This window comes from Paenibacillus sp. 01T442 (genome assembly GCF_056398345.1).
Map to the genome: position 1 here is coordinate 1 of NZ_JBFTPF010000037.1, position 25,248 is coordinate 25,248.

Annotated in this window: 21 protein-coding genes and 1 riboswitch; of the genes, 7 read left to right on the forward strand and 14 right to left on the reverse strand. The window is 45.7% G+C overall.

Going from position 1 to position 25,248, the window contains the following annotated elements:
• The 3 genes from AC1DLM_RS22700 to AC1DLM_RS22710 form a co-directional block, all read right to left on the reverse strand.
• Positions 1 to 3,263 (reverse strand): beta strand repeat-containing protein (locus tag AC1DLM_RS22700; RefSeq protein ID WP_477571258.1); only part of this gene is annotated, 3,263 nt, incomplete at its 3' end.
• A gap of 94 nt (positions 3,264 to 3,357) precedes the next feature.
• The gene (locus AC1DLM_RS22705) at positions 3,358 to 3,888 is read right to left on the reverse strand and encodes a phage tail protein (RefSeq protein WP_477571259.1); all 531 of its coding nucleotides are present in this window, start codon (positions 3,886 to 3,888) and stop codon (positions 3,358 to 3,360) included.
• A gap of 11 nt (positions 3,889 to 3,899) precedes the next feature.
• On the reverse strand, positions 3,900 to 4,895 hold the full coding sequence (locus AC1DLM_RS22710) for a phage tail protein (RefSeq protein ID WP_477571260.1): 996 nt from the start codon (positions 4,893 to 4,895) through the stop codon (positions 3,900 to 3,902).
• A 215-nt stretch (positions 4,896 to 5,110) separates the two neighbouring features.
• Between AC1DLM_RS22710 and AC1DLM_RS22715 the strand changes: the two genes are divergently transcribed.
• The 3 genes from AC1DLM_RS22715 to AC1DLM_RS22725 all read left to right on the forward strand — a co-directional run bounded on the left by AC1DLM_RS22715 (position 5,111) and on the right by AC1DLM_RS22725 (position 9,004).
• On the forward strand, positions 5,111 to 6,754 hold the full coding sequence (locus AC1DLM_RS22715; protein WP_477571261.1) for a PhoX family protein: 1,644 nt from the start codon (positions 5,111 to 5,113) through the stop codon (positions 6,752 to 6,754).
• Between the two features lie 137 nt (positions 6,755 to 6,891).
• Positions 6,892 to 6,990, forward strand: a riboswitch (purine riboswitch).
• Positions 6,991 to 7,051: 61 nt separating this feature from the next.
• On the forward strand, positions 7,052 to 8,476 hold the full coding sequence (locus AC1DLM_RS22720; protein ID WP_477571262.1) for an NAD(P)/FAD-dependent oxidoreductase: 1,425 nt from the start codon (positions 7,052 to 7,054) through the stop codon (positions 8,474 to 8,476).
• Between the two features lie 186 nt (positions 8,477 to 8,662).
• A complete protein-coding gene (locus AC1DLM_RS22725) occupies positions 8,663 to 9,004 on the forward strand; it encodes a LytTR family transcriptional regulator DNA-binding domain-containing protein (protein ID WP_477571263.1) in 342 nt (113 codons plus the stop codon).
• 72 nt (positions 9,005 to 9,076) lie between these two features.
• Here AC1DLM_RS22725 and AC1DLM_RS22730 read toward each other — a convergent pair whose 3' ends face one another.
• The 6 genes from AC1DLM_RS22730 to AC1DLM_RS22755 form a co-directional block, all read right to left on the reverse strand.
• Positions 9,077 to 9,475, reverse strand: a complete 399-nt coding sequence (locus AC1DLM_RS22730) for a hypothetical protein (RefSeq protein ID WP_171632009.1) — start codon at positions 9,473 to 9,475, stop codon at positions 9,077 to 9,079.
• A gap of 108 nt (positions 9,476 to 9,583) precedes the next feature.
• Positions 9,584 to 10,849, reverse strand: coding sequence for an MFS transporter (locus tag AC1DLM_RS22735; protein WP_477571264.1), 1,266 nt, complete (start codon positions 10,847 to 10,849; stop codon positions 9,584 to 9,586).
• Positions 10,846 to 11,295, reverse strand: coding sequence for a MarR family winged helix-turn-helix transcriptional regulator (locus tag AC1DLM_RS22740; RefSeq protein WP_477571265.1), 450 nt, complete (start codon positions 11,293 to 11,295; stop codon positions 10,846 to 10,848). Before AC1DLM_RS22740 ends, AC1DLM_RS22735 begins: the two co-directional genes overlap by 4 nt.
• Positions 11,296 to 12,037: 742 nt before the next feature.
• Positions 12,038 to 13,186, reverse strand: coding sequence for a lactonase family protein (locus AC1DLM_RS22745; RefSeq protein ID WP_477571266.1), 1,149 nt, complete (start codon positions 13,184 to 13,186; stop codon positions 12,038 to 12,040).
• A 25-nt stretch (positions 13,187 to 13,211) separates the two neighbouring features.
• Entirely contained in the window at positions 13,212 to 13,847 is a 636-nt protein-coding gene (locus AC1DLM_RS22750; protein ID WP_477571267.1) for a DUF2238 domain-containing protein, read from the reverse strand.
• A gap of 100 nt (positions 13,848 to 13,947) precedes the next feature.
• Complete coding sequence (locus AC1DLM_RS22755; protein ID WP_441989916.1) at positions 13,948 to 14,793, reverse strand: helix-turn-helix transcriptional regulator; 846 nt, start codon at positions 14,791 to 14,793, stop codon at positions 13,948 to 13,950.
• A 134-nt stretch (positions 14,794 to 14,927) separates the two neighbouring features.
• Here AC1DLM_RS22755 and AC1DLM_RS22760 point away from each other — a divergent pair, with 134 nt between their 5' ends.
• From AC1DLM_RS22760 to AC1DLM_RS22770, 3 genes are all read left to right on the forward strand, one after another.
• Positions 14,928 to 15,923, forward strand: a complete 996-nt coding sequence (locus tag AC1DLM_RS22760) for a Gfo/Idh/MocA family protein (protein ID WP_441989917.1) — start codon at positions 14,928 to 14,930, stop codon at positions 15,921 to 15,923.
• Between the two features lie 30 nt (positions 15,924 to 15,953).
• A complete protein-coding gene (locus tag AC1DLM_RS22765; RefSeq protein ID WP_477571268.1) occupies positions 15,954 to 16,892 on the forward strand; it encodes an aldo/keto reductase in 939 nt (312 codons plus the stop codon).
• Between the two features lie 390 nt (positions 16,893 to 17,282).
• Positions 17,283 to 17,897: a c-type cytochrome gene (locus tag AC1DLM_RS22770; protein ID WP_477571269.1), complete on the forward strand. Its 615-nt coding sequence runs from the start codon at positions 17,283 to 17,285 to the stop codon at positions 17,895 to 17,897.
• A gap of 45 nt (positions 17,898 to 17,942) precedes the next feature.
• Here AC1DLM_RS22770 and AC1DLM_RS22775 read toward each other — a convergent pair whose 3' ends face one another.
• From AC1DLM_RS22775 to AC1DLM_RS22785, 3 genes are all read right to left on the reverse strand, one after another.
• Positions 17,943 to 18,704 (reverse strand): anti-sigma factor domain-containing protein, encoded by a 762-nt coding sequence (locus tag AC1DLM_RS22775; RefSeq protein ID WP_477571270.1) that lies wholly within the window; start codon positions 18,702 to 18,704, stop codon positions 17,943 to 17,945.
• Complete coding sequence (locus tag AC1DLM_RS22780; RefSeq protein ID WP_441989921.1) at positions 18,701 to 19,273, reverse strand: sigma-70 family RNA polymerase sigma factor; 573 nt, start codon at positions 19,271 to 19,273, stop codon at positions 18,701 to 18,703. The genes AC1DLM_RS22775 and AC1DLM_RS22780 overlap by 4 nt, the downstream gene beginning before the upstream one ends.
• A gap of 139 nt (positions 19,274 to 19,412) precedes the next feature.
• Positions 19,413 to 21,092, reverse strand: coding sequence for a hypothetical protein (locus AC1DLM_RS22785; RefSeq protein ID WP_477571271.1), 1,680 nt, complete (start codon positions 21,090 to 21,092; stop codon positions 19,413 to 19,415).
• 265 nt (positions 21,093 to 21,357) lie between these two features.
• Between AC1DLM_RS22785 and AC1DLM_RS22790 the strand changes: the two genes are divergently transcribed.
• Positions 21,358 to 22,113, forward strand: coding sequence for a DeoR/GlpR family DNA-binding transcription regulator (locus AC1DLM_RS22790; RefSeq protein ID WP_171632028.1), 756 nt, complete (start codon positions 21,358 to 21,360; stop codon positions 22,111 to 22,113).
• Between the two features lie 60 nt (positions 22,114 to 22,173).
• Here the strand turns inward: AC1DLM_RS22790 and AC1DLM_RS22795 are convergent, their stop codons facing one another.
• On the reverse strand, positions 22,174 to 23,433 hold the full coding sequence (locus tag AC1DLM_RS22795) for an MFS transporter (protein ID WP_477571272.1): 1,260 nt from the start codon (positions 23,431 to 23,433) through the stop codon (positions 22,174 to 22,176).
• 162 nt (positions 23,434 to 23,595) lie between these two features.
• On the reverse strand, positions 23,596 to 25,227 hold the full coding sequence (gene nagZ / locus AC1DLM_RS22800) for a beta-N-acetylhexosaminidase (protein ID WP_477571273.1): 1,632 nt from the start codon (positions 25,225 to 25,227) through the stop codon (positions 23,596 to 23,598).
• Between the last annotated feature and the right edge of the window lie 21 nt (positions 25,228 to 25,248).

The following is a 25,248-nucleotide window of genomic DNA, read 5'->3' on the forward strand; positions in this document are numbered from 1 at the left end:
TTCGTTGCATTTCCTGGCAACACTTTCTCACTCATTTGGAGTTTCGTTGCATTTCCTGGCAACACTTTCTCACTCATTTGGAGTGTACTTCCATTGGGAATGCTTGTTACATTGTTTTCACTCGTAACATTAATACTTGTGACAAGTATCGGAGTGATTGTAATGGTCATCGTACCAACAGTTGCGGATTCGTCATTGGCTGTGGCTTTGACTGTTACTGTGCCCAGACTAGTTCCTCTCAACTCACCTGACGGACTAATTGTTGCTGTTCCTGTACCTKCTTCYACACKCCATGTTACGGAAGTRTTCGTTGCATTTCCTGGCAACACTTTCTCACTCATTTGGAGTGTACTTCCATTGGGAATGCTTGTTACATTGTTTTCACTCGTAACATTAATACTTGTGACCAATACCGGTATGACGGTAACCGTCATCGTCCCTACAGTCCCGGACTCATCTACGGCTGTGGCCTTGACTGTGACTGTACCTAGACTAGTTCCTCTCAACTCACCAGTCGGACTGATTGTTGCTGTCCCTGTAACTGGCTCAACGCTCCATACTACACTAGCATCCGTCGCGTCCTCGGGTGAAACTAACGCTCTCATTTGCAGCGTTTCTCCATTCCGTAGGCTTGATGCTTCGCTTTCACTCATTACCTCAATTCCTGTAACAGGTACTGCTCTAATTGTAACTGTCAGCGTCCCAACGATATCTGGGTTATCAATCGCCGTTGCTCTAACAATAACATTACCAACTGCAGTTCCCGTTAATACTCCTGTCGACTCGTTTATATCCGCCTTACCTGTTCCTGGCACAACGCTCCATACTACAGAAGCATCTGTCGCATCATCAGGTGATACCAACGCAATCATTTGCAGTGTTTTGCCATTCCGAACGTTTGTTGTTTCACTTTCACTAATTACCTCTATGCCAGTAACCGGAATCTTTGTAATCACAATGGTCTTGACACCTACGATACCTGAACCATCCGTAGCTGCGGCTTTGACTAGTACTTCTCCTACCGCTGTTCCCGTCAATAAACCAGTCGACTCGTTTATATCTGCATTACCTGTACCTGGCACAACGCTCCATTCTACGGAATGATCAGTTGCATCCTCAGGATATACCAACGCACTCAATTGCAGCTGTTCACCATTTTGAACGCTTGATGCCTCTCCTTGACTCATCACATCTATACTCGTAACCTTTACAGGCACAATCGTAATACTCTTCGTCCCAACTATCCCAGAACCATCTCTGGCTGTAGCCTTAACGAGTACCTCACCTAATGACATTCCAGTCAATAATCCGTCAGAACTAATACTTGCATGACTCGTACCAGCGTCGATACTCCAAGTTATTGACTTATTACCAGCGTTCCCGGGTGAGACATTGACGCTCATTTGCAATGTATGTCCTATCATCACAGATGTCGCATTGTTATCACTTAACACTTCAATACTACTCACAACTGGTAAAGCACGAGTCACGGTGACCACAGTCGTAGCTGTTGTTCCATCTTCTGCTCTCACCGAAATACTAATTTCTGTAGTACCCACCTGAAGAGAAATAGGTTCGCTCCAAGTAGCGCTTTCGACCGAGTTACCATTTACGGTTACTGTTGCATGTGACTCATTAATAGTCGGCATAACCTTCAAAGTGTCGTCCTCATAAGGGAGACTTACTGAATATGCCCTAGTATTTGTGTCGAACGTAGGATTTAATATGCCTTTAGAAACTGATAAATGGCTTAAAAGAGAATCATTACTCATGATAGTGGTAACGTATGACGCACTATTATTTGTAGTAACCATCTCAGCGCCGCCAGACACTGTTACCGAACTTGTCAATGTGCGGGCCGCATTAGCTGCAACATTCACAGTCACATCGATAGGCGCATAAGCGGATTGACCTTGCAGCGGGATATCGGTCCTTGAGCAGGTCAATGTATTGTAATTACAATTCCATCCACTCCCACTCATTGCTGTTGGTGTCAATCCTGCTGGCAACGAAACTACCGTTGTCACTGGACCACTCACCGGCGGTGTCCCGGAATTATAAACCGTAACCGTATAATGTGCTCCCGTTTTCCCTGGCGAAAAAATCCCGTTTGAACCAGACGCCGGCGCTATGGCTACTTGTAAATCCTGCTTATCTGGATTAAGCGTAATATCCCCGCCAGTATTTCCACTCATCACAACATCATTAAGCATACTAGGTATTGATGAGCCGCTTACATAAATAGCTCCACCGCGTACAGCATAATTACTAGCCAACGTCACTGCACTCATGTATACTTTTCCAAAATAATGATCAAGTAGCAGTCCCCCACCGTCCCCACCAGCGATATTATTCGATATCGTTGTATTGGAAATGTTCGCAGGTACACCCAGATATAAACCTCCGGCTTGCCCCTCCGAACCTGCTGCACTTACTTTGCTGTATGCCCTATTCCCTGTGATCGAGCTAGTTTTGATGGTAACTACTCGCGCAGCTGTTGTCTCTGGCGTTACTGCCAAACCACCCCCAAGCCCATAAGAGGTATTATTTGTAACGGTAACATTAACCAGGTCCAGGTTCATATCCCMCTGCAGAAATACACCTCCGCCTTGAGAACTATATAACGTAGAGCTAGAAATTCCGGCCGCATTATTCCGAAGAATAACATCATTTAGTTTAACTGTCCCACCTGCTGCACCCGTTAAATAAGCCCCGCCTCCGAAACCATTTCCGGATGTATAGTTATCCTCAATGATCGAATGAGCAATTTCTATCGTACGAGTTCCAGCATCTCCATCTATCCCGCCTCCGCCGTATCCAAACGGGGCCTTTCCATAACGAATCGTGAGTCCCTGAATCTTAACATCATAACCAGGCGTATTGACATTAGGGTTGATGGACAATACCCGGTTCGTTGCTGACTCGGGATTACTTGCCGCTTGAATGATCGTATTTGCGGGATTGCCTTGAATCCCATCTAAAATGATGTCACTACTAATCACCAATTGCCCGAGTGTAGAATTCAACGTATATACACCTGGAGGTATCGTAATTATATCTGCGCCTTCCTTTATGTTGGCTTCCATTATCGCCGCTCGGATCGAGCAGTTACCAACCCCATCATCACAAATCCCGTTCCCTGGATACGCATCTACAACGTCCATAGTTGTATTTACTGTAAATGTGGTAGCAGCTTTAGCGGACCCAACAAAGCTAAACCAAACGCCAACAATGGCAACCAACATTAGAAGAAAAACTAACATACTCCTATTGAATTTTATCAAAGTCCGTGATTCCTTTTGAGCATAATCCACTTTTCCCGCCTCCTTTCTGATAAATCAAAAAATCAAACTCAACTTAAGGACGTGGTGGAAATATTCCCTGCGTAGCCATACAAAAATTAAGAGTTAGATACGGCTGCATATTATTATGGGACTGGTTATTTCCAGTTGAAGCAACAGCTTGTGGTCCCATAGGCTTCAAGTTAGTCTTCTCTGTATACGCTGCTGCCCCACGTCTACTTTGAATATCCATCAACAGTTGGCCAGTAGGTGATTCCTGTGCGAAACCAGATGTGCCATATTGGACCGCATGAGAGTGCGCTGGTATTTCCGAAAGTAGTAACGTGACTGATGTCTCGCCAGCTGACTGACCGAGAACGTACTCTGATAAACCTGGTCCTTGACCAGGGTGCAAGGGAACTCTACCTTGTAAATTTGGAAGCGTGAAGTTAGTAGAACCGTTTCCTCCATACGTAGTACCTAACAGGGAAAATAAGGCTGCATATTGCTGAATAGGTAGTATTTGGCCGTTGCACTGCACCCACCCTGTAGGAGCGAAATTAAACGGAAAAATGCGAATTTCTCCAAGATAAACATCATCGATCATAATACTCCTCCTTAATCTCTACTAGGGAATATCCCCTGTAGAGCGATAATTGCATTTAAACAAAGAAAAGGCTGTCTATTCTCATGAGGTTGCCMTCCGCCCACTCTAGTAACCATTGCACTGTTTGATACACCATCTGAAACATACCCATAAGAACTCGTAGTGGTCATACCAAATGTGTGATTTTCGAGAGTTTTGGAATCCGCAGCGTTTACACTAGCATTTAGCAAATGCATGTGGGATGGCATTTCACTAGAAACTAGCGTATGAAATTGCTCTCCACCAGACTCGCCAATCGTGTGTCCTGCCCCCATATGAAGAGGAATTCTACTTTGTAAATTGGGTAGAGCAAATGTCGTTTGTCCATTACCACCATAAAATGTTCCAATTAATGAGAAAAGTGCTGCATTCTGATTAATCGCAAGCGTTTGTCCATTGCATAATTGCCAGCCACCTGGCGCAAAGTTAAATGCAACCCATCGGATTTCACCAATATACGGTTCATCAGACATGCCCCCTCCACTGCTTGGAAACATCCCCTCTGTACAAATAATATAATTAACAGCCAAATACGGCTGCATATTCGTATGTGGCTGACTTCCACCAGCACTTCCAAGAATTCCTGTTGAGGCCGTCGCCCCAACGCTATCCGTGAATTGATTGAGTGTTGATCTCGCTAAGACAGTCCCCTCCGGCGTGTTCGTACTCCCAAATTTGGACGATACACCGAAAGCATGTGAATGAGCAGGAATTTGGTTTACGGTTAAGGTAACCTCCTCCACGCCACCTTGCTCAGCAAAAGTGATCCCATTCCCACTATGCATAGGAACTCGGCTCTGCAAATTGGGTAATGAAAATGTACTAACTCCATTTCCGCCATAAGTCGTTCCTAATAAATAATACAAAGTCTCATATTGGGAAATAGAGAGCATCTGCCCATTACAAAACATCCATCCAACTGGAGCAAAATTGCCTCCAAACATACGAATTTCACCAATATAGGCCATTATTTGTATCCTCCTAATTTCGAATAGACGGTTGAATGCAAATTAAACGTAAAAGATATATAAATTCGACAGTATTCCTTACCAATCTTTCAATTCTAAAAATTTCGACAATATTCTCTATTATTCTAGCAAAATATAGGTAATAATACATGCATATTTTTTATTTTATGGTATGTTATTACTATAATAAGCTCATTTAAGTCGGGAGGACTGTCATGGACTCGAAAAAAACATTTTCACGGCGTCATTTTTTGCAATATTTAGGCTTAAGTGCAGTTTCAGTTGCTTCCACCTATACAGGTCTCGCAGCATTCGCTCAGAAAGCTAGTGCATCAGAAGACAATAATGCTTACGAGCAATTGCCAGAAATATTCAACCCAACCTTACATACAGCGGCTGATGCGGATCAACTTCTTCTAAGCAACGGATTTACATATCAGCTTATAGCCGCATACGGGGATAAAATAAATTCAAAAGGTGATACCTTTGGATATAACAGCTGCTACACCTCCTTTTTCCCCCTGCCTAATTCAAATAAAGAAGCCATGTTATGGGTCAATCATGAATCAGGTCCGTATCCTTGGCTCATAGATCGTTCTAAACCTATCGTTTGGGAACAACAGAAACAGTTGCTTTACGAGCAAGGTGGCTCATTGTTACATCTGAAGAAGGATACCTTCGGTTCATGGAAGCTTGTTGATAATTCTTCCGTTGCACGACGGATCTCAGGCTTATCTCCGATCGATCTGACGGGTCCAGTTAGTGGAACTTCAGCCGTTCATGGTGCAACGCGCGTCCAAAGAACAATCGGTAACCGTGGAGGCTCCAAAACCCTATGGAACACGCAGCTTACTTGCGAAAACCACTATGAAGAAACTTGTCGTGACGCCGGTTTAGCACTGTCTCATTACGGCTGGATCGTTGAGATCGACCCTTTCAATGAACAGAACAAGCCCGTTAAACATACAGCACTTGGCAGATTTCATCACGGCAGTGCAGCTATGACCTTGAACACGAACAATCAAGTCGTCGTTTACATGGGTGAAGACTCGCCAAACGGATTTGTATACAAATTTGTAAGCAAGGATCCATGGAGAGAAGGTCAAGATAAAGAAAATCTCTTAACTGAAGGTAGTCTGTACGCGGCAGACTTCATTCAGGGCCGTTGGATTGAGCTCTCCCTATCGAATGTTAGCAAAATGCTGAAAAGCTTTACCTATCAAGTCCCTGAGTCTATGTATAAATCCAAAGAAGTCCTGCTTGAACAGTTCACATCCCAAAGCGATGTGCTTACCTATGCCAATGAAGCAGCACAAATTATAGGAGCTACTCCATGTGATCGGCCTTCTGAGCTTACCCTGCATCCCGTAGATAAATCTATTTATATTGCCTATACGCAGAATACTAGCCGCGGCAACCTTTACGGTCAGATTATCCGTCTAAAAGAAAATGGCAGCTCGAACTTTGAATTCGAAACGTTTCTTACAGGCGGACGACAGAGCGGTTTTAGCTCACCTGCCAGTTTAACCTTTGATAAAAATGGTAACCTATGGGTCGGATCGGACGTTGCTCCTGACCAATTAAATTCCGGTGCTTGGTCCGAATTTAAAAATAATGGCATGTATCTCATCCACCGATCAGGTGTCGCTAATAAAACGAAACAATTCGCTTCTGCCCCCATTGAAGCTGCACTTAGCGGCGTTTCCTTCACCGAATTGCAGGATACTGTATTCTTATCCGTTAACCATCCAGGGTCAACAGGTGCAGGAACCAACAAACCAACAAGTCAATGGCAGCATAAGTCTGGAGACAAAAACCCACGCTCAGCCGTCGTTACGATTACACGTTTACCACTGTGAGAAAAACAAACAAAAACAGTCGTGTGCATGAGGCATACGGCTGTTTTTGCTCTCCAGCTCCCATTTCAATTTAACGAACATTAAATCGTTGACAACCAATAATGTTCGTATTATGATAGTCAAGGCAATGACAATTAGCCATATAAATATGAATCGTTCGTATATCCTCGAGGATTGGCTTGGGGGTCTCTAGAGGAAGCCATAACTTCCTAGCTACGACGGGTGCTCTTTTTCGCATACCCGTGTGGCTAGGTTTTTTTGCGTCCAAATATAACTGTTCCAGAGGAGATTGCTGCTATGAAAGCTTATGATTTTATCGTTGTTGGTGCAGGACCTGCCGGTATTTTTGCATGCTATGAGATGACATTGCTTCACCCTAACGCGAACATTTTACTCATTGACAAAGGCCACGACATTTACAAGCGCAGTTGTCCAATTCTCGAAAATAAAATCAAACTTTGTCCACCTCCAGCTGGTAAGAAAGACTTCTCTGGCTGTCTTCCCGCGTGTTCCATTACCTCCGGTTTTGGCGGAGCAGGTGCTTACAGCGATGGAAAATTCAATATTACAACCGAATTCGGTGGCTGGATGACGGATTATTTGGCCCCAAGTAAAGTTATGGAGCTCATTCGTTATGTAGACAGCATCAATCTACAGCATGGCGCAACAGAAAACATTACGGATCCTACAACCGAAGCAGTGAAAAATATAGAGCAACGCTCTTACGCGGCGGGCTTAAAGCTGCTTCGCGCTCAGGTTCGTCATTTGGGTACGGAGCAAAATTTAATGATCCTCAAATCCATCTATGAATATTTGAAAACACACATCGATATGCAGTTCAAAACCGAAGTTGATGATATCATAACAACGAAAAAAGAAGATAAACATGTCATTCAAGGAATTCGTTTGAAAGATGGCACGGAGCACCTAAGCAACTATGTCATGCTGGCTCCAGGACGAGACGGTTCGGCTTGGTTAACGCAGGTGCTCAAGAAACGCCGACTCAAAATGTCCAACAATCAAGTCGATGTTGGTGTTCGTGTTGAAACCTCTGATGTTGTCATGCGTGAAATTAACGAACATCTGTATGAAGGTAAATTTGTGTATAACACTTCCGTTGGTACACGTGTTAGGACCTTCTGCAGCAACCCTTCTGGACATGTTGTGGTTGAGAATCACAGCGGTATTATGGCCGCCAATGGCCATTCTTACAAGGACCCTGCGCTTGGATCCAGCAACACGAATTTCGCATTACTTGTTTCTCATAAATTTACGGAGCCTTTCGATAAGCCGAATGAATATGCAAGAGAAATATGTAAGCACGCGAATGACTTATCAAGCGGAGGCGTAATAGTTCAAAAATTCGGCGATATTATGCGAGGACGTCGATCCACTGCTGAACGGATACGCGAAGGATTTTTAGAACCCACTCTCTCGGAAGCAGTTCCAGGTGATCTTGGACTTGTTCTTCCCTACAATACAATGAAAAGCTTAATTGAAATGATCCACGCACTTGAAAAAGTTACACCAGGTATCGCATCCGAACATACGCTTTTCTATGGAGTAGAAGCCAAATTTTACTCTGCTCGACCTAAGCTGACTGAGAGCTTTGAGACGGAAATTACAGGTCTTTTCTGTGGCGGTGACGGAGCAGGAATTACACGAGGATTAGCACAAGCAGGTGCTGCTGGCGTATGGGTTGCTCGTAATATTCCACTGTAAATTATTTCCGAGGAAATAATTGCTCGTTCGTCAAAATCAGCATAAAACCAACATTTTCTGCCTTTGAGGGCGAAACATGTTGGTTTTTTTAAATGAAAAAAGCCTTCCCATACCTCACAGATTATGGTAAGATAAAACCGTCTCAAGTAATGTAAGCGTTATCATTTTAAGAAGGGGGCAAATAAAATGAATGTAGCGCTCGAAGTAAAGAATACATATGAGGATTTTATTTTAGAAAAGGACATTATGTATTTCCGCGTTGGTGAACATGGCCTAGTCTCCTTTCATGGGAAGAACTACCATATTAAGAAACGCTTAAATACGGAAGAGATCCAAAATATGACCTCAGACAGCAGCTTTTTCAAAGTAAACACAGATTGTTATGTGAACACTCGTAAAATTCAACATATTGGGGACGGCAAAGTGTTCTTCGAAGTTAGAGGATCCGAATCCAAATACACGTCGATTACGAAGCTTCGCCAACATAAGTTGAAAGAGATTGTCTTGCAACAAAAGGCTGAAGCATAGGTACAATCGAATATAAGCGCCAAAAAAAGGAGCCGAGCGAATTGATCGCCAGCTCCTTCCTTCTTTATACCATTATGAAATTTTTGCTAGTGTCTCTTGCTGATGCTCGCGAATCAGAAAGCGTATGTAATCGACGGTTGTATCTTTCACTTTTTTGGCTTCTTCCAACGTAGCGAAGCTGTATTCAGCATAATCCGTGCTTTCATACTTGTTCAACTCTTCATTGTTCATGCCAAGCGTGGAAAAGTTATGAATGAGCTCATAGGATGTTTTCGAATCCACATTTTTCACAAAAATATCTTTCGAAAAGAAAGAGCCTTGTTTCTCTACTTTAAAGATGACTCGAAACGGCTTCTCCTTATCCGAAACAAAACATTTAATGACAACGTCGATTTCCATCGTTTGGTAATCCACCGTGTGCTTCGGTTCCTGCATTGGTTTCTGCATCCATTTCTTCAATATCCCCAGCACAAGATCCCTCCTCACACATGAACTTATCCTCATATTGTAGCGAATCCCAAGTTAATTGACAACCCAAATGATGGAATCTTTATAAAATAAAAGTCGAATTTACTCATTTCAAGCGATTTCCTGCTCCTTAAGCGATTGTATTGAGAGTGATGACTTATATTTCCAAGTAATGAATAGGCAGAGCAAGCCCGTTAGAACCCCACAAGCAATAAATGCCCCATTCGCCCCAAACCGATCCGCTATGAACCCAGAGAACAGACTGCCAATCGGTGTCGAACCCGCAAATACAAGGGAATACACACTCATGACACGTGCACGATACTCATCCTTCGCGTACATTTGAAGAGCCGAATTACTATTTGTCGCGAATAAAATATTAAAGAACCCCGTGAACGCAAGCAGCGTACCACAGACCCAAACGGAACCACTCAGTCCATTAAGAATTAAGCAAATGGCAACCAAGCAGCTTGCAGCCATACTCAACTTCAGCTTCGGACCTCGCTTACTGCGAAACGACATCGTCAGAGCCCCTGCAAGTGACCCCACTCCCAAACAAGACATCAACGTACCATAAGTCGTCTCTCCMATGTGCAGGACATTTTTGGTGAACACAGGAATAAGAATATTAAAGTTAAAAGCAAGCGTACCAATGACGGTTACTAGCAACACAGTTGGTGAGAGGATCGGATCTTTGGCAATGTAGACGATACCATCTTTAATTTCCTTCAGAATACCTTCCTTCGCTCTCATCTTACGTACGTAAGGTGCTGCCTCAATATGAATCAGTCCATATAGAACAGCTATAAAGCTGACTCCATTTAGCAAAAAGCACCAACCTGCTCCCAACCAGGCCATCATGACTGCACCGATTGAAGGGCCAACAATTCTTGCCATATTAAACGTCGTTGAGTTGAGGGCAATCGCATTCATCAAATCTTCTTTACCCACAATCTCCACATTAAACGCCTGCCTTGTAGGCATATCCAACGTATTATTCAAGCCTAGAAGCAATGCTAAGACAAGAATATATTCATAACGAACCGTATCCGTTAGCACCAATGTGGCCAATGCGAAGGCAAGTATCATCGATACCGTCTGTGTGAGTATAAGAATCTTCTTCTTAGGAAATTTATCCACGATAATGCCGGCAAACAGCGAAAACAAAAGGATAGGTAGAAACTGACACGCAGCCACAATCCCAAGTTTAAGAGACGATCCCGTCAGTGTGAGAACGAGCCAGGACTGCCCGATATTTTGCATCCATGTGCCGATCAGTGATACACATTGCCCTAACCACATATAGCGATAATTCTTGTGTGTCAACGCATGGAAATGACGATCAACGAACACAGCTCCCGCAGCCCTCATATTCATTGGTTTACCTCTTCCTCAGCAAAGTGAGCCGCATTGTGACMCATTTTTTCTAAAATCGTAAGAGCCATCTGCTTCTCCTCATCCGACATGCCGAACGTCAATCTCTCGCGCCAATCCGTKAGAACTTTGCGTACATCCTCCTTAATTCCGCGAGCTTTGTCCGTCAATAAAACCTCGTAGCATCGCTTATCTTTTTCACTGACTGTGCGCGTTATGTAGCCTTGCTCTTCTAGCTTTTTCAGCGCTTTTGCCGTCGTTCCTTTATCGATTTTCAAATAGTMGGACAACTCCTCTTGCGTTAAACCGTCCTCTTTATACAACGCATTGAGGAAAATATGCTGACCTCTACCGATCTCGAATTGCTTCAAATGGTCACCAATATACATCTGTCCGTACCGGTAAATCAGCGATACCMATCTTGGAATCGAATTTCGCGTTTCAATCATTGCAACAACCCCTCCTGGTTTCTGATTTTACTGCTAAAATGCACCTAACCTACCGAATCGTTGCACTTGCTACTAATTTAGTGTACGTCGAACACGTTGCATGTGCAACTAATTTTTGGCGGGTATTTGAGCAGAAGTGATGTTATTCATCACTATGGAGCCTGAGGGCGGGAGGTTTTGGCGGGTTTTGCGGCTGTTGTGATGTTTCTCATCACTATGGAGCCAAGGCGCGGCTGGTTTTGGCGCATTTTGCGGCTATAGTGATGTTTTTCATCACTATGGAGCTTGGGMGCGGCTGGTTTTGGCGGGTTTTGCGGCTGTAGTGATGTTTTTCATCACTAAGGAGCCTGGGGGCAGTAGGTTTTGGCGCATTTTGCGGCTATAGTGATGTTTTTCATCACTATGGAGCTTGGGCGCGGCTGGTTTTGGCGGGTTTTGCGGCTGTAGTGATGTTTTTCATCACTATGGAGCCAAGGCGCGGCTGGTTTTGGCGGGTTTTGCGGCTGTAGTGATGTTTTTCATCACTATGGAGCATGAGCGCGGCGGGTTTCGCGGGTTTTGCGGCTGTAGTGATGTTTTTCATCACTATAGAGCTTGAGCGCGGCTGGTATTAGCGGGTTTTGCGGCTGTAGTGATGTTTTTCACCGTTACAGCGCACGCCATGCTAAAAAAAGGAGGAGCAAGTCGAAACTTGCCCCACCTTTTTCACAAATAGCGCCTAACGCTGCGCGTTCAGCGCTTCTTATAGAAACCTTACGCAAACCGGTCGCGATACCGCTACGGTTTGCTCCGTTTCTTGCAGCATCCCTGTCTCCGCATCCCTGCGGAAGACAACGATGCTGTCCGAGTTCTGATTCGCCGCGAGCAGGAACGCATCCTGCGGCGATAAAGCAAAATTCCGCGGCCATTGCCCCCGCGTCGACTGCCAACCCACGACCGACAGCGTGCCGCTGTCTCGGTCGACCCCATAAACCGCGATACTATCGTGTCCGCGGTTCGATGCATACAAGAAACGGCCATCCCCGGAGAGGTGGATGTCCGCGCAATAGCTGACACCGCCGAAGTCCTCCGGCAGTGTCGACAAGTTCTGGACCGCGGCCATGCGGCCCGCGTCCGCCTCATAAGACAACACGGTTACCGTGTTGTCCAGCTCATTGATCGCGTACACATACATGCTGTCCGCGTTAAACACCACATGCCGCGGGCCCGCGCCCGGCTTCACTTCTGCTCCGCCATGCGGCAGCAGGGCGCCGCTCTCCGCGTCAATGCGGCTAACAACTAGCCGATCAAGGCCCAGATCGGCCGATACAGCAAACTGATTGTCCGGAGACGGGACAATCGAGTGCGCGTGCGGCGCTTCTTGGCGATCCGCTTGCGGTCCAAGCTCGCCTTCATGCTTAATCAGCTGCGTGTGCTCGCCCAAACCACCCCCCGCTTCTACGGGAAACACCGTTACATCGCCGCTTAAGTAATTCGCCACATACACCCTGCGGCCCGTGGCATCCAAGCTAATGTAACAAGGCGCAGAGCCAGCTGCTGGCTGTTGGTTGATTTTGCTCAATCTCCCCGTGCCCGCTTCAATCGCATAGGCTGCTGCCGAGCCTCCGAACCGTCCCTCATATGTCACCGTTTCACTCACCGCGTACAAGACGGTTTTATCCTTGTTCACCGCCAGAAACGAAGCATTCGGTAAATCGCTATACGTTTCGACCAGCGTCAATTCACCATTTTGCCCATCAAAGCTATATAAAGAAATGCCAACTGGATGCTGATCATCCGTGTATGAACCAACATACACAAATGCCTTTGACTTTTCAATTGTATTTTCACTTTCATTTTCATTTGTATTCGCATTCGCATCACTAATAGCAGTTTCACGCTCATTTCCCATTCCCAACTCTGCCTCCCATTTTCCCCTATAAGTGATCTTCCACTTGCCTTCGTTTCCCAAAAGCCGTCACACACATCGCAATAATCGCTCCGTACAAGGCGAGTTCCATATCATGCTGAGCATCCCAAGGATCCCCTTGCGCACCAACGAATAACGTACCGATCTCAGGAGCTACGATCATGGCAACCCACATTTCGATAAGCTCATAGAAAGCACCCATAGCCAAAACGATAACACACGTCATCACATAAATCCATCTTCTCCCAAGTGTTGTCCAGCCCCTCAAACCTTCATAAATAGGATAGGCACAAAGCAATCCGAAACTCAAATGAACCAGCCGATCAAAATGATCCCGCTCTGACCCAAATATGCTCCGCAACCAAGGATCGAACCATGTCCCATTGTAAGAAAAGTGAGCCCCTACACTATGCAGCAACAAGAAACTCGCCAATAAGCCATACGTTAGATTTGAAAAAATAAATACTCTATACGTAGCGATCAGTCCAAGTAAAGCTGCCCACGTCAAAAGATTTTCTAACACCCAATCCCCGCGACTATGCGGCGCAATTGCCAACCATCCCCACACACCAAGCCACACAACCAGGATCATATGCAATATCCGATTGGTTTGAAAAGATTTCTTATTCCCTTGACTTTGCATCTGCTCARCCCCCTTATCGTCTCTACAGACTAAGAGTACCGTGCTAGCATGCCTTCCAAAAGTACTAACTTTTACTAGTACCGAGCCCGGGATCACCCATTTAGCTGAAAGATCCTTTCATGTATAGGCTGCGGAACTCACTCGGTGTCATGCCTTCATGTTCATGAAATCGCTGATTGAAATAGCTTGCAGACGTGTAACCCGCTTCAACTGCTATGTCTTTGATCGGCCAATTTTCTTTCTCAATTAAGCGCTGCTTAGCGAATTGAATTCGGCAAAGTGTAATGAACGACAACGGCGTCATCGAAGTGGCTTTTCGAAATATTTTGCAAAAATAATACGTACTGACGCCCGTGAGCTCCGCCCACTCCTCGAGATTAAATGGTTCGCAAGCTCTACGCTGCATCTCGGGAAGCAAGGCTAGAATCCGATCCACCGATTCCGTCCCACGATTGACGGTTAACGGCGAGGCATAGCTCATGAATTCGCACAAAATCATATACATCAACGTGCTCAACTGCGTGGGGCGAAGTATTTGATGGGCTTCCGCTTCTAAAAGCAGCTCATTGAAAGCTTTCTCAAGCTCAGCATTTCTTTTTAACGTCCATAAATTGCGCAAAAACCCCTTCTCCAATAGGAACTCCTTGATCTGATCCCCATAAAAATGCACCCACCGAACATCCCACGGATCATCTTTGGAACTGGAATAACGCTGCTCTTGATAAGGCGGAAATAGGAAGGCATCCCCCTTTTGCAAAGTGTATGGCTGCCCCTCGATCTCCACATAACCTTTTCCTGAGATGACAAAATGCAAACTATACGTTGACCATAAACCCTCCGGCCGCTCGACTTCATGTTGGGGCTCTTCGCGATACCAGCCTACGGATTCTGGGAATATGAAATACATGGATTGCTGTAAAGTAGGTAACATAACTTGTCGGCGCATCGAATAAGACCTCATCTCTAATGACAATATTACGATAGTCGATTCAATATATTGTTATATTCATTTTAAATAACTCATTTTATAATAGCAATATAACGTCACACATTCCGCTTCAAAAAAGGAGAAATGCTGTCATGACTAAACTTCGTTGGGGAATTCTAGGCTGTGCGGGTATTGCCATCCGTGCCTGTATCCCAGGAATTAAGCAGTCCGAAACTGGTGTTGTAAGCGCAATCGCTAGTCGCAATCTGGAGAAATCTCAAGAGGTTGCCACTCGACTTGAAATCCCGAAAGCTTATGGAAGCTATGAAGAATTAATTGCGGATCGGGATATTGATGCGATCTACATCCCCCTTCCGAACCATTTACATAAAGAATGGACGATCCGCGCAGCGCAAGCAGGAAAGCATGTCCTGTGTGAGAAACCTGCTGCACTGACGGCAGCTGAAGTTCAGGAAATGGTTACGGTTAGTGAAGAAGCTGGTGTGCTGTTCGCTGAAGCTTTCATGTACCGCCATCACCCTCGTTACGAACGCGTAAAAGCCATCATGCAATCTGGCGAAATCGGAGATATTCGCGGTATTCACGGTACATTTACGTTCAGCAACCCGGATGATAGCAAAAATGTTCGTTACGTCCGCGAATGGGGCGGCGGCTCGGTTTATGACGTTGGCTGTTACCCGCTAAGTGCGGCTAGATATTTGCTAGAACGTGAACCTGAGGCTGTTACCACTCATGCGTTCTTCTCACCGGAACATGATAACGTCGATATGATGATGTCCGGACTTGTTGAATTCAGTGGCAATGTAGCCCTCACGTTCGATTGCGGGATGTGGGCTTCGTTCCGAAATACACTTGAGATTCTAGGTTCCAAGGGGCGCATTGTGATTCCATCGGCATTTGTAACACCGACTGAAGAATCCGGTCATTTCCAAGTTTTTGTGGGGAACGAACAGCGCGAAGAAAAAGTTCCTTTCCTTAACCAGTACGCCCTGCAGGTGGACGATATGGCCTATGCTGCTTGGGGTGAGAAACCGCAACGCTTCCCTGCACATGATGCCATTTTAAATTTGAAAGTTATCGACGCCTGCTTGCAATCCGCAACAGAACGCGCGCGCGTTCAGCTTTAATAATTCAAACCGAGAGGCTGGAGAACATAAATGAAGCATATTCAGATCAAAGGATTAGATAAACCGGTATCCAAGTTGGTGATGGGATCTGACTTTTTCAGACTAGATAACCCGCACGAAGTTAGAGAAATCCTCCATCATTATTTKACTATTGGCGGGAACACGATTGATACTGCTCATATTTATTGTGGTGGACAAAGCGAGCAAGCGATTGGTATTTGGTTGGACGAAACGGGCAAAAGAGAAGAGATGGTGTTATTCACTAAAGGTGCTCATCATGATAACAACGGTCCTCGTGTGAATCCGGAAGCCATTCGTCAGGACTTAATGACAAGTTTAGATCGGATGCGTACCGACTACATCGATTTGTATGGTTTACACCGTGACGACCCTGCGACACCTGTTGGCGTCATTGTCGAAGCTTTGAATGAGCATCTGGAAGCTGGCAGAATCCGCGCTTTCGGCGGATCCAACTGGACGCATCAGCGTTTACAAGAAGCGAATGAATATGCCGCGCAGCACGGCCTCGTCGGCTTTAGCTTCAGCTCACCTAACCTCAGTCTCGCTAAGCCAAATGAGCCGTTCTGGGCTGGCTGCGTATCTGCAGATRGCGAGGCGCTGCGCTGGTACGAAGAGCAGCAGTTTCCGCTGCTGTCATGGTCTTCGCAGGCGCGCGGTTTCTTCACGGGCCGGTTCTCGCCGGAAATCCGCGATAACGCGGATCTCGTTCGCGTATTCTACAGCGACGAGAACTGGACGCGCTTGCAGCGTGCGCAGCAGCTCGCACAGGAAAAAGGCGTGAGCGCGATCCAGATCGCCCTCGCCTACGTGCTAAGCCAGCCTTTTCCGGCATGCGCGCTGATCGGTCCGCGCACCGAGGCCGAAATGGTCTCCTGCCGCGATGGCGCAGAGCTAGTGCTGTCGGCGCAAGAGCTGGCCTGGCTTGATTTGACTGGAGCTACGGTGTAGCTCCATAATGTACGCAAAGAAGCTGTCTCAAAGTCAGTTTTGACTTTTCGAGACAGCTTTTTTGCGTTAATGACGGATGCGTAAACCTGCTCCCAGCAAATTAACTGGATTTTCTCCATCTATTTGAAGTGGAATTCTCGAATTCGAAGGATTAACTGTATTTCCTGTAGTTAAATTCCTTCTAATGGCTTGTTTCTTCTATTTTCATACAAATTAGATGTATTTTTTCCATCTAATTACGAAAACGCTTCACATTCGAGCAAATTAGCTGTAGTTTATACATCTAAACACGAATCGGCAAAATGTAAGCCCACTTTTCCTTACACAAATCAAACCGAAATCAACAATCCTTCGTTACCTCAATTAATACATACGAAGGAGTTGGAACGATTGAACAAATGGATGCAAGCAAGCCTTTGTGGGATGATCATCTTCGCTGCTTCAGGGTGCAGCGGTAAGGAAGCCAGTCCGACGGCTGTCTCGCCTGCCGCTGCTTCAGCCACGCCGTCGCCTGTAGCGACAACGACGGCAACAGCAACGCCGACTCCACAAGCGTCGGCGACTGCACCACCTGCGGCAACGCCTTCGCCTGCCGCTACAGCAAGCCCAGTTGCGGCTGTCAGCGCAACGCCGCAACCCCAAGCAGCTGCGACGTCTGCGCCGACGCCGACACCAGCCCCAACGCCATTGCCTGCTAGCGCGACGCCTGCACCTACTGCAGCACCTACGCCTGCGCCTGCGCCGTCTGTAAAGCCGCAGGATACGCCGGCAAGCATCCCAAGCGCAAAAGCCGAGCTGCTCTATAAAGACAACTGCTTGGTATGCCATGGTGTAGGCTTGGCAGGAGATTACGGCCCGAACCTAACGAAAGTTGGTTCACGTAGAACAAAGGAGCAAATCGTCACGCAAATCATGAACGGTAAAGTCGAGATGCCTCCCTTCAAAGACACATTAAAGCCCGATGATATCGAATCATTAGCCACTTGGCTTTCGGGCATGAAATGAACGAAAAACAGGTCTCCTTTTCTGAAAAAGGAGACCTGTTTTTGATTAAGCCGACCCCAACACTTTCTTCCCTCGCGGCTGGCTGCCATTAGGATCCGGTTCCAACGTAACACCGATGGAATCGATACTCAAATTTTTGGCATGAACATCATAAGACAGTACGCCTACCCCTTTATTATCCACACGCAGCGTTCCGCAGTTGTACTTTTTCCCGTTATGATTCAACCATACCTGATAAGTCCAATCGCCACTCGTTTCATTCAGTCCCGACAAGTTCACGACAACTTTATGAACATCCCCGTACTGCACAACCCAAGCTGTTCCCGAAGCTGCTGGCATGGAAGTGTCCGCCGATGTCAAATTGAACGTATTGACAACCTTTGAAGGCTCACTCATACCACTTGCTGTTTCCTTGGTGTGAAAAGCGTCATAGTTCCATATAGCACCTACCACGATACCAAACACGACCACGGCAGCTGCCCCATACATCCATGCAAATGAACGCCGCTTAAGAATTGGACCTTTATTGGGCTCTACGTTATGAATCTCTTCTTTATGGTTTACTTCTTTATGGATCGGCTCATTACGAATGGCCTCCATCACTTGCCCCTTCAAGTCCGGCGGAAGTTCCACTTCTTCCATGTGATAAGGTAGTGTAAGCCAGACAGCGCGCAATTCTGGCAGTTCTTCTCTGCATGAGTCACAGGTACGCAGATGTCGTTCGAAAGAAGCACGTTCCCATTCCGTGCATTCGCCTGTTAAATAATTGATGATAAAGCTGCAGTCAATAGGTTCTTGTTCTTTCATATGTCATCCTCCCCTCGTGATGTCAAATGCTTACGAAGAATTTTTAAGCATTGATGTAGTCGGCTCTTTACGGTGCCTACTGGTTCATTCTTTTTTGAAGCAATCTCACTTAACGAATAGCCTTCCCAATACATCATTTCGATCAATTCAATCTGATTTGTTGATAAATGCACATAGGCTTGTTGAATTTGTTCAACCGTCGACTTACGGGATATGACCGACTCCGGATTCGAATCCCCCGAAACAAGTGCTTGTTCCCACTCACGCGGCTCAAATCGAACGACTTGGCCCAGTTTACGATTTTTGCGTACATAATCAATCGTAATATTGCGTGTGATCGTAATGATCCAATTGACGAATACGCCTTTGCTGTCATCATAGCCCTTGCTGGTTGTCCACAGACGCGTAAACACCAATTGTACGATTTCTCTAGCTTCTTGCTCATTCTTCATGGATTTCATAGCAAACGAGTACACAAGCTTAGCATAACGATCGTAGAGCTCTTCTAAAGCAGAATGCTCTTTCGCCATAATTAGCTGCATAAGCTCCCCATCTGTTCGATTTCGCATAGCTTGGCTCTCCMCGAGTGAAAGTGATGTCTAATTAACTCTTACATTACCATATTTTCAGCTCGTATAGACAAAAACTCCAACCTTTCTGCATCAAGCAGTAGGTTGAAGTTCACAGTTACAGCTTTTCTGTTGCCTGTTACCTGATTTCAGTTTTTGCAGGATCTAGAACGAACCACACTTTCCCTACATTTTGCCCTGTTGTATCTCCAGGATTTTTATCTTTAACCCAATAGTACAAAGGCCAACCTTTGTAGGTGTTTTGCTTTGTTCCGTCCGTTCGCGTGAATTCACCAAAATCACTTGCATTCAAATCACTCGACACTGTCAGATTCGCATCATAGAATATCGGCCAGTTCACAATACATGCACCGACGCAGGAGTTCACATCAGCTTTATCCTTGGTAAACAAGTATAGCGCCATGCCATTCGTATCAACTAGATATGTGCCAAGTTGATCAGATTTGCTTGTTTTTACCGAACTGTTGACGGCTTTCGTTCCACTGAAAGTCGCTGGATCTACGACAAACCATACATTGCCTACATTTTGTCCTGTCGTATCTCCCATCTTCTTATCGTCTACCCAGTAATACAAAGGAAAGCCTTTGTAAGTCGTTTGCTTCTTGCCATCCGCACGAATAATAGTTCCAAAATCAGCCGAGTTCATACCCGTAGGTGCAGCAATGTGGTCGGCATCGTATAAAGGCCATTTTTCCAAACATTTTCCTGCACAGTTGCTGACACCTTTCGTATCTTTATCGTAATAATAAAGTGTCATACCCTTGGTGTCCGTCAAATAGTTGCCTAGATCGGCTTTGGTCCCTACTGCAATCCCAGCTGCAGGTTTAATGACATACCAGAGCTTACCAACCGAATCGCCTTTCGTATCCCCTGCTGCTTGATCCATAGCATAATAATATAAAGGCCAACCTTTGTACATCAATTGTTTCTTACCGTCTTTGCGCAGTAACACAGTAAAATCGGCTGCTTGAAAGCCTGCTGGCACGATCAGTTGATCATCATAATAAACAGGCCATTTTGCTAAGCAAGCATCCACACAAGAATTCAGATCCCCTGCATCTTTGGTAAAATAGTAGAGCGTCATTCCTTTGGAATCAGCCAGATAGCTTCCAAGCGCATCGTTTTTCTTTACTTGTAGTGACTTGTATGTAAGTGCTTCAAGCTTATTCGCAGCCAGGATCCCCTTTCCTGATAACACAGTTGCTAGTGTTTTGTCGCTGCCTTTCAATGTCGCGTGCAAAGCTTCGATTGTCGCAGTTGCCACATTCATGTTGACGAGCTGCCCAACACCTGCGATTTTGGATAGTCCCTTTTGTTCAGCAAAAGTAAGTGCCTGAGCGAACTCAAAATCTGTTCCTTGCTTGTAACCGAGGGCTTCCAGCAATACCTTGTAATAAGCTTGAGCTGTGATGCCAGATAATGGATCAAATTGGTCTCCACCTGTACCTTGCCAACCTAGCTCAGGGTGATCTTTAAGGTAACCAAGAACCGCTTGCCCCTCTTTGTAGACAAGACTTGCATCCTTGAAATTAGTCATCCCACTGTAAGCTAATGCTTCAGTTTCCAGTCCTTTTAAACGTAAAAACATGATCGCTGCTTGAAATCTCGTTGTAGACTTAGTAAGATATTCCGTCGTAAGACCGTTGCCGTCTCCTTGTAAGATACCTAGATCGCCTGCCACATCTGTCTCCGATTTGACTTGCATTTGCTCAGCTGCAATCGCTGTCAACGCGGTCAGACCCATGACAACACCTAGAAGTACAACAGCTGAAAGGACTAATTTCTTCAAATACCTCATACCGTACACGCCTCCTTAAATGGGGTGAAGCAAACTCAATTTTGGTAGAATGCTTTTCCTTCTTAAGGTAACGAAGCGGAATGGATATCGGTTTGTACTCCTTTCATAAAATTATTGAAAGAGAACAAATCAAACAACATTCGATCCGATAGACGACCATCCTTCGCCATGATAAAATAGAAGGAAGCGTTATTTTTAGCCAAATAAGCCTATTAACATAGAATCGTTACTTAGCTTTCCAGACGGAAAGCTGTCAGGAGGTACCATGGGAAAGACCGATGTTCGCCGAGATGCCATCATGCATGCAATTAAAGATAAAGGCTCCATTGCCTTGACGGATATTGTGAAGCAATTCAATGTCTCTGAAGCAACTGCACGACGGGATCTAGAAATTCTCGAGCAAGAGAAACGCTGTATCCGCACCTTTGGCGGAGCTGTGCTTGAGAGCTTGAAAGTGGAAGTCCCCTTCTTTAATAAAATGGACCTCTATACCGATGAGAAGAAAGAAATCGCTGACAAAGCCCTTCGTTACATCGAAGATGGCGATATCATTGGGCTAACAGGTGGAACGACTACGACTTTCATCGCCAAAAAGCTGAACCAATTCAAAAATTTGACCGTCATTACGAATGCCGTGAATATTGCCTACGAGCTCATCGGCACGCCTGGGTTGCAGCTGATTCTAACCGGTGGTGTGATTCGCACACAAACCTTTGAACTCTCAGGCCCATTAGCGAATGCCACACTTGAGAATCTCAGTATCCGCAAAACATTTATGGGCTGCGACGGCATCTCCCTCTCACGCGGCATGATGATCTATAATGAGCTTGAAGCCGAAACGAATCGCCGGATGATGAAGCAATCGATGGAAACGTATCTCGTAGCTGATCATTCCAAATTTAGCCGAAGCTCTTTGTTCGTTATTGGCGAGGTACAGGAAGCCGTTGGTATCATTAGCGACTCCTCTATCACGCCGGAAATGAAGCTGGCGTTCAAGGAGTCGGGAACTCCATTTCTATAAAACATAAAAGCGATATCCCTAGCCATCAGGCCAAGAGATATCGCTTTTCACTTTTCATGCTTATTTCAGTTCACTGCTCGGCTGTGGAATTGGCCCTGACTTCATTTTCAAAGACGGTACCATAATACCAACCCCGATAACAAAGAGCAACGCCGATGTGAGGTAAATCGATTCAAGGGAGAAAGACGCTTTAATCGTACCTGCCAAACTCATGGTAATAACCATGGAACCCATAAAGAGCGGAGTTAGGATACCATTCACGCGTCCCACGAACGATTCCTCGGTATTTCCTAGAATTAATGTACTAATCCCGATCTGAATAGCTGGCATCACAAGTCCTGAGATAAACTGCATCAGGAGTGCCAACCACACCAAATGCGTCACACCTAACATCGCAAAAGTGACCGCACTAACCGCCATACCGACGGTGAGCATCGCTTGTGGGGATATTTTTTTGGCAAAGGCCATCGTTACACCACCGCCTATAATCATCGCAGCCCCATTTGCCGCCATAAACCACTGCAAGCTCGACTTCTCTAAACCTAATTGCTCAGTTACTAGAAAAATGCCAAGTGGGCTTATCAACCCAATCGCTAGACCCGCAACAGCAAAACATCCGCCAAGGATAACTAACATACGGTTCCTCAACACATAACGGAAGCCTTGACCCATTTCCGTGAGGATATGCGTCGTGCGCGGCTCCGATGTATCTTCTTTTATATCCTTAGGCAGGAACGTAAGTACCAGTGCGGATAATAAGAAACATGCTCCCATGATGGCCACGGCCGTTTCGATCCCGAAACGATAATAGATGAATGAGCCCAGCATAGGCCCCAAAATCATAAAAATCGCCATCATCGATTGGAACATCGACATCCCCAATTGCATTTGCGAAGCAGGGACATGTACTTTAAATAGCTTCATGTTCGATGGTTGAGAGAATTGGGAAAGAATCGATGACACCAAAGTAGCAAAGAAGATCGCTTTCCAAGACCCCATATACAAGGTGATCAAAATAACAAAAACGGATGCTGCACTAAGTAAATCGCACCACACCATCGTCAGCTTTGGCCTCCAACGATCGGCGAATGCTCCACCGATAAAGGAGAAGATAAATATTGGCGCGAACTCAGCTACCGAGATTAAGGAAAGCGAGTATGGATCATTATTCGTCATGTCTGTGACATAGAGTAGAATCGCAAAGTTACGTATCCAAATTCCGATTTGAAGCAAAATGCCCGATAACATAATCGTTTGAACGAATCGATTCGCAAAAAATGATTTCATCGTTGGCTCAGATTGAGCGTTTGCATGACTCATTTGAAAATATACACCCCTTCATAATTAGATCGCTTGTGAAATGCGTGAAATGTGCGCATTGTTCCTACGTAATTGGAAACGAAAAGTTTCACAAGCCTATCTGATTTTACAAGGAGAATGCTTCAAGTTGCTAGAGAAAGAACTTCTATACTCATTTTCCCCCTAGTCCTGTCTCCAGCCAATCGGATATTGCTCGGATAAAGTTACAGGTAACCGTCCGACAGCTGCTTCACGACCAAGCAACACATTAGCTAGAGAAACCATTGCCAGTGGCCGATTCTCATAACAAGCATAGTAGGTTTTCACTTCTGGGAACTCAAGCAAGTCATACGGATTACGTCCTGCCGCGACGATGAGATGCACGTTTTCTTTCTGTGTCAAAACCTTAACCAGCTGTGTTTGTCCCTCAGAGAACGTCGCATTGTAGGTTACAATGACCACTTGCTCATAGGCTTCGCAACGCTTCAGTGTCTCCGCAATTTCCCCTTCGGAAGGAAATAAACCCAAGTACAATTCTTGCACGTGCTCCMCAGTCAACTCGGACAACACGCTGCCAAGCGTTCCCTCACGATCAACAACCTCATCGATTTCCGTCCCCGATTGGACTTCTGTCCAAATCACGCAGGTTTTATCGTTCAGTTGGAGGTCCTTGCCAACTTCATCCTTGACCTTCGTGATGCTTTTGCGACTTAACTCCTTCGCCAGCTCCTGATGCTCTGGTGTCGAGATCGGCCCCTCCGGAACCTGCGTTAGTGTATCAAAGCGGATGTCACGCTTATACTTGTACGTCATAATACGAAGAACAGACTCATCAATACGCGCTTCTGAAACACGCCCCCTTTCCACAGCGGCAATGACCGCTTCCATAGCCGCAATCTGACGTTCCAGCTCATGACTGACCAGCAAAATATCCGCCCCCGCTTCGAGTGCACGAACTGCCCCTTCCGCTACGCCAACCCCTTCGGAGATTGCCTTCATCTCTAAGCAATCCGTGACGATAAGCCCTTTGAAACCAAGCTGACCACGCAGTAATTCTGTTAATATTTTATACGATAATGTTGATGGTATACTGCTTTCTTCCAACGCTTCAAAGACCACATGTGCGGACATGATCGCATCTACACCGCCTTCAATCGCCTTGATGAACGGGGCTAACTCCAGCTCCATCAATCGCTCCATGCTATGCGGAACTACAGGTAAATCATGATGCGAATCCGCTGTGGTATCCCCATGTCCAGGGAAATGCTTCACCGTAGCGATAACGCCCATGTCTTGTAAACCTTTAACAGCGTGCGTGCCCATATCACTCACAATGGCTGCCGTTTCCCMATAAGAACGGACCCCAATTACGGGGTTTAGCGGGTTATTATTAATGTCTAAGCAAGGGGCCAAGTTCATGTTCACGCCCATTTGGCGCAGTTCTTTGCCCATCACCTTAGCGCTGGCATAAACGCCAGATGGTGCAAAGGCAGCACCTAATGCCATATTCCCCGGCAGTAACGTTGCTCCCTTCTCGATACGGGACACCATGCCGCCTTCTTGATCGACTGTGATAAATAGCGGCTGACCTCCGCTCTTCAGGCTGATGTCTTGCAAATCGGCAGACAGCTGAGCAAGCTGATGAGCGTCCTTCACATTACGGCGGAAATAGATAACACCGCCAATCCCATACTCCTCAATTAATTGCTTAATATGAGGATTTGGTTCCAGTGCGTCAAACCCACAAGCGAATAGTTGCCCTACCTTTTGACGTAACGTGAGTGGCTTATAGTTCGTATTTCCAGCTGCTGACATGAATGTACACGCTCCTTGAGA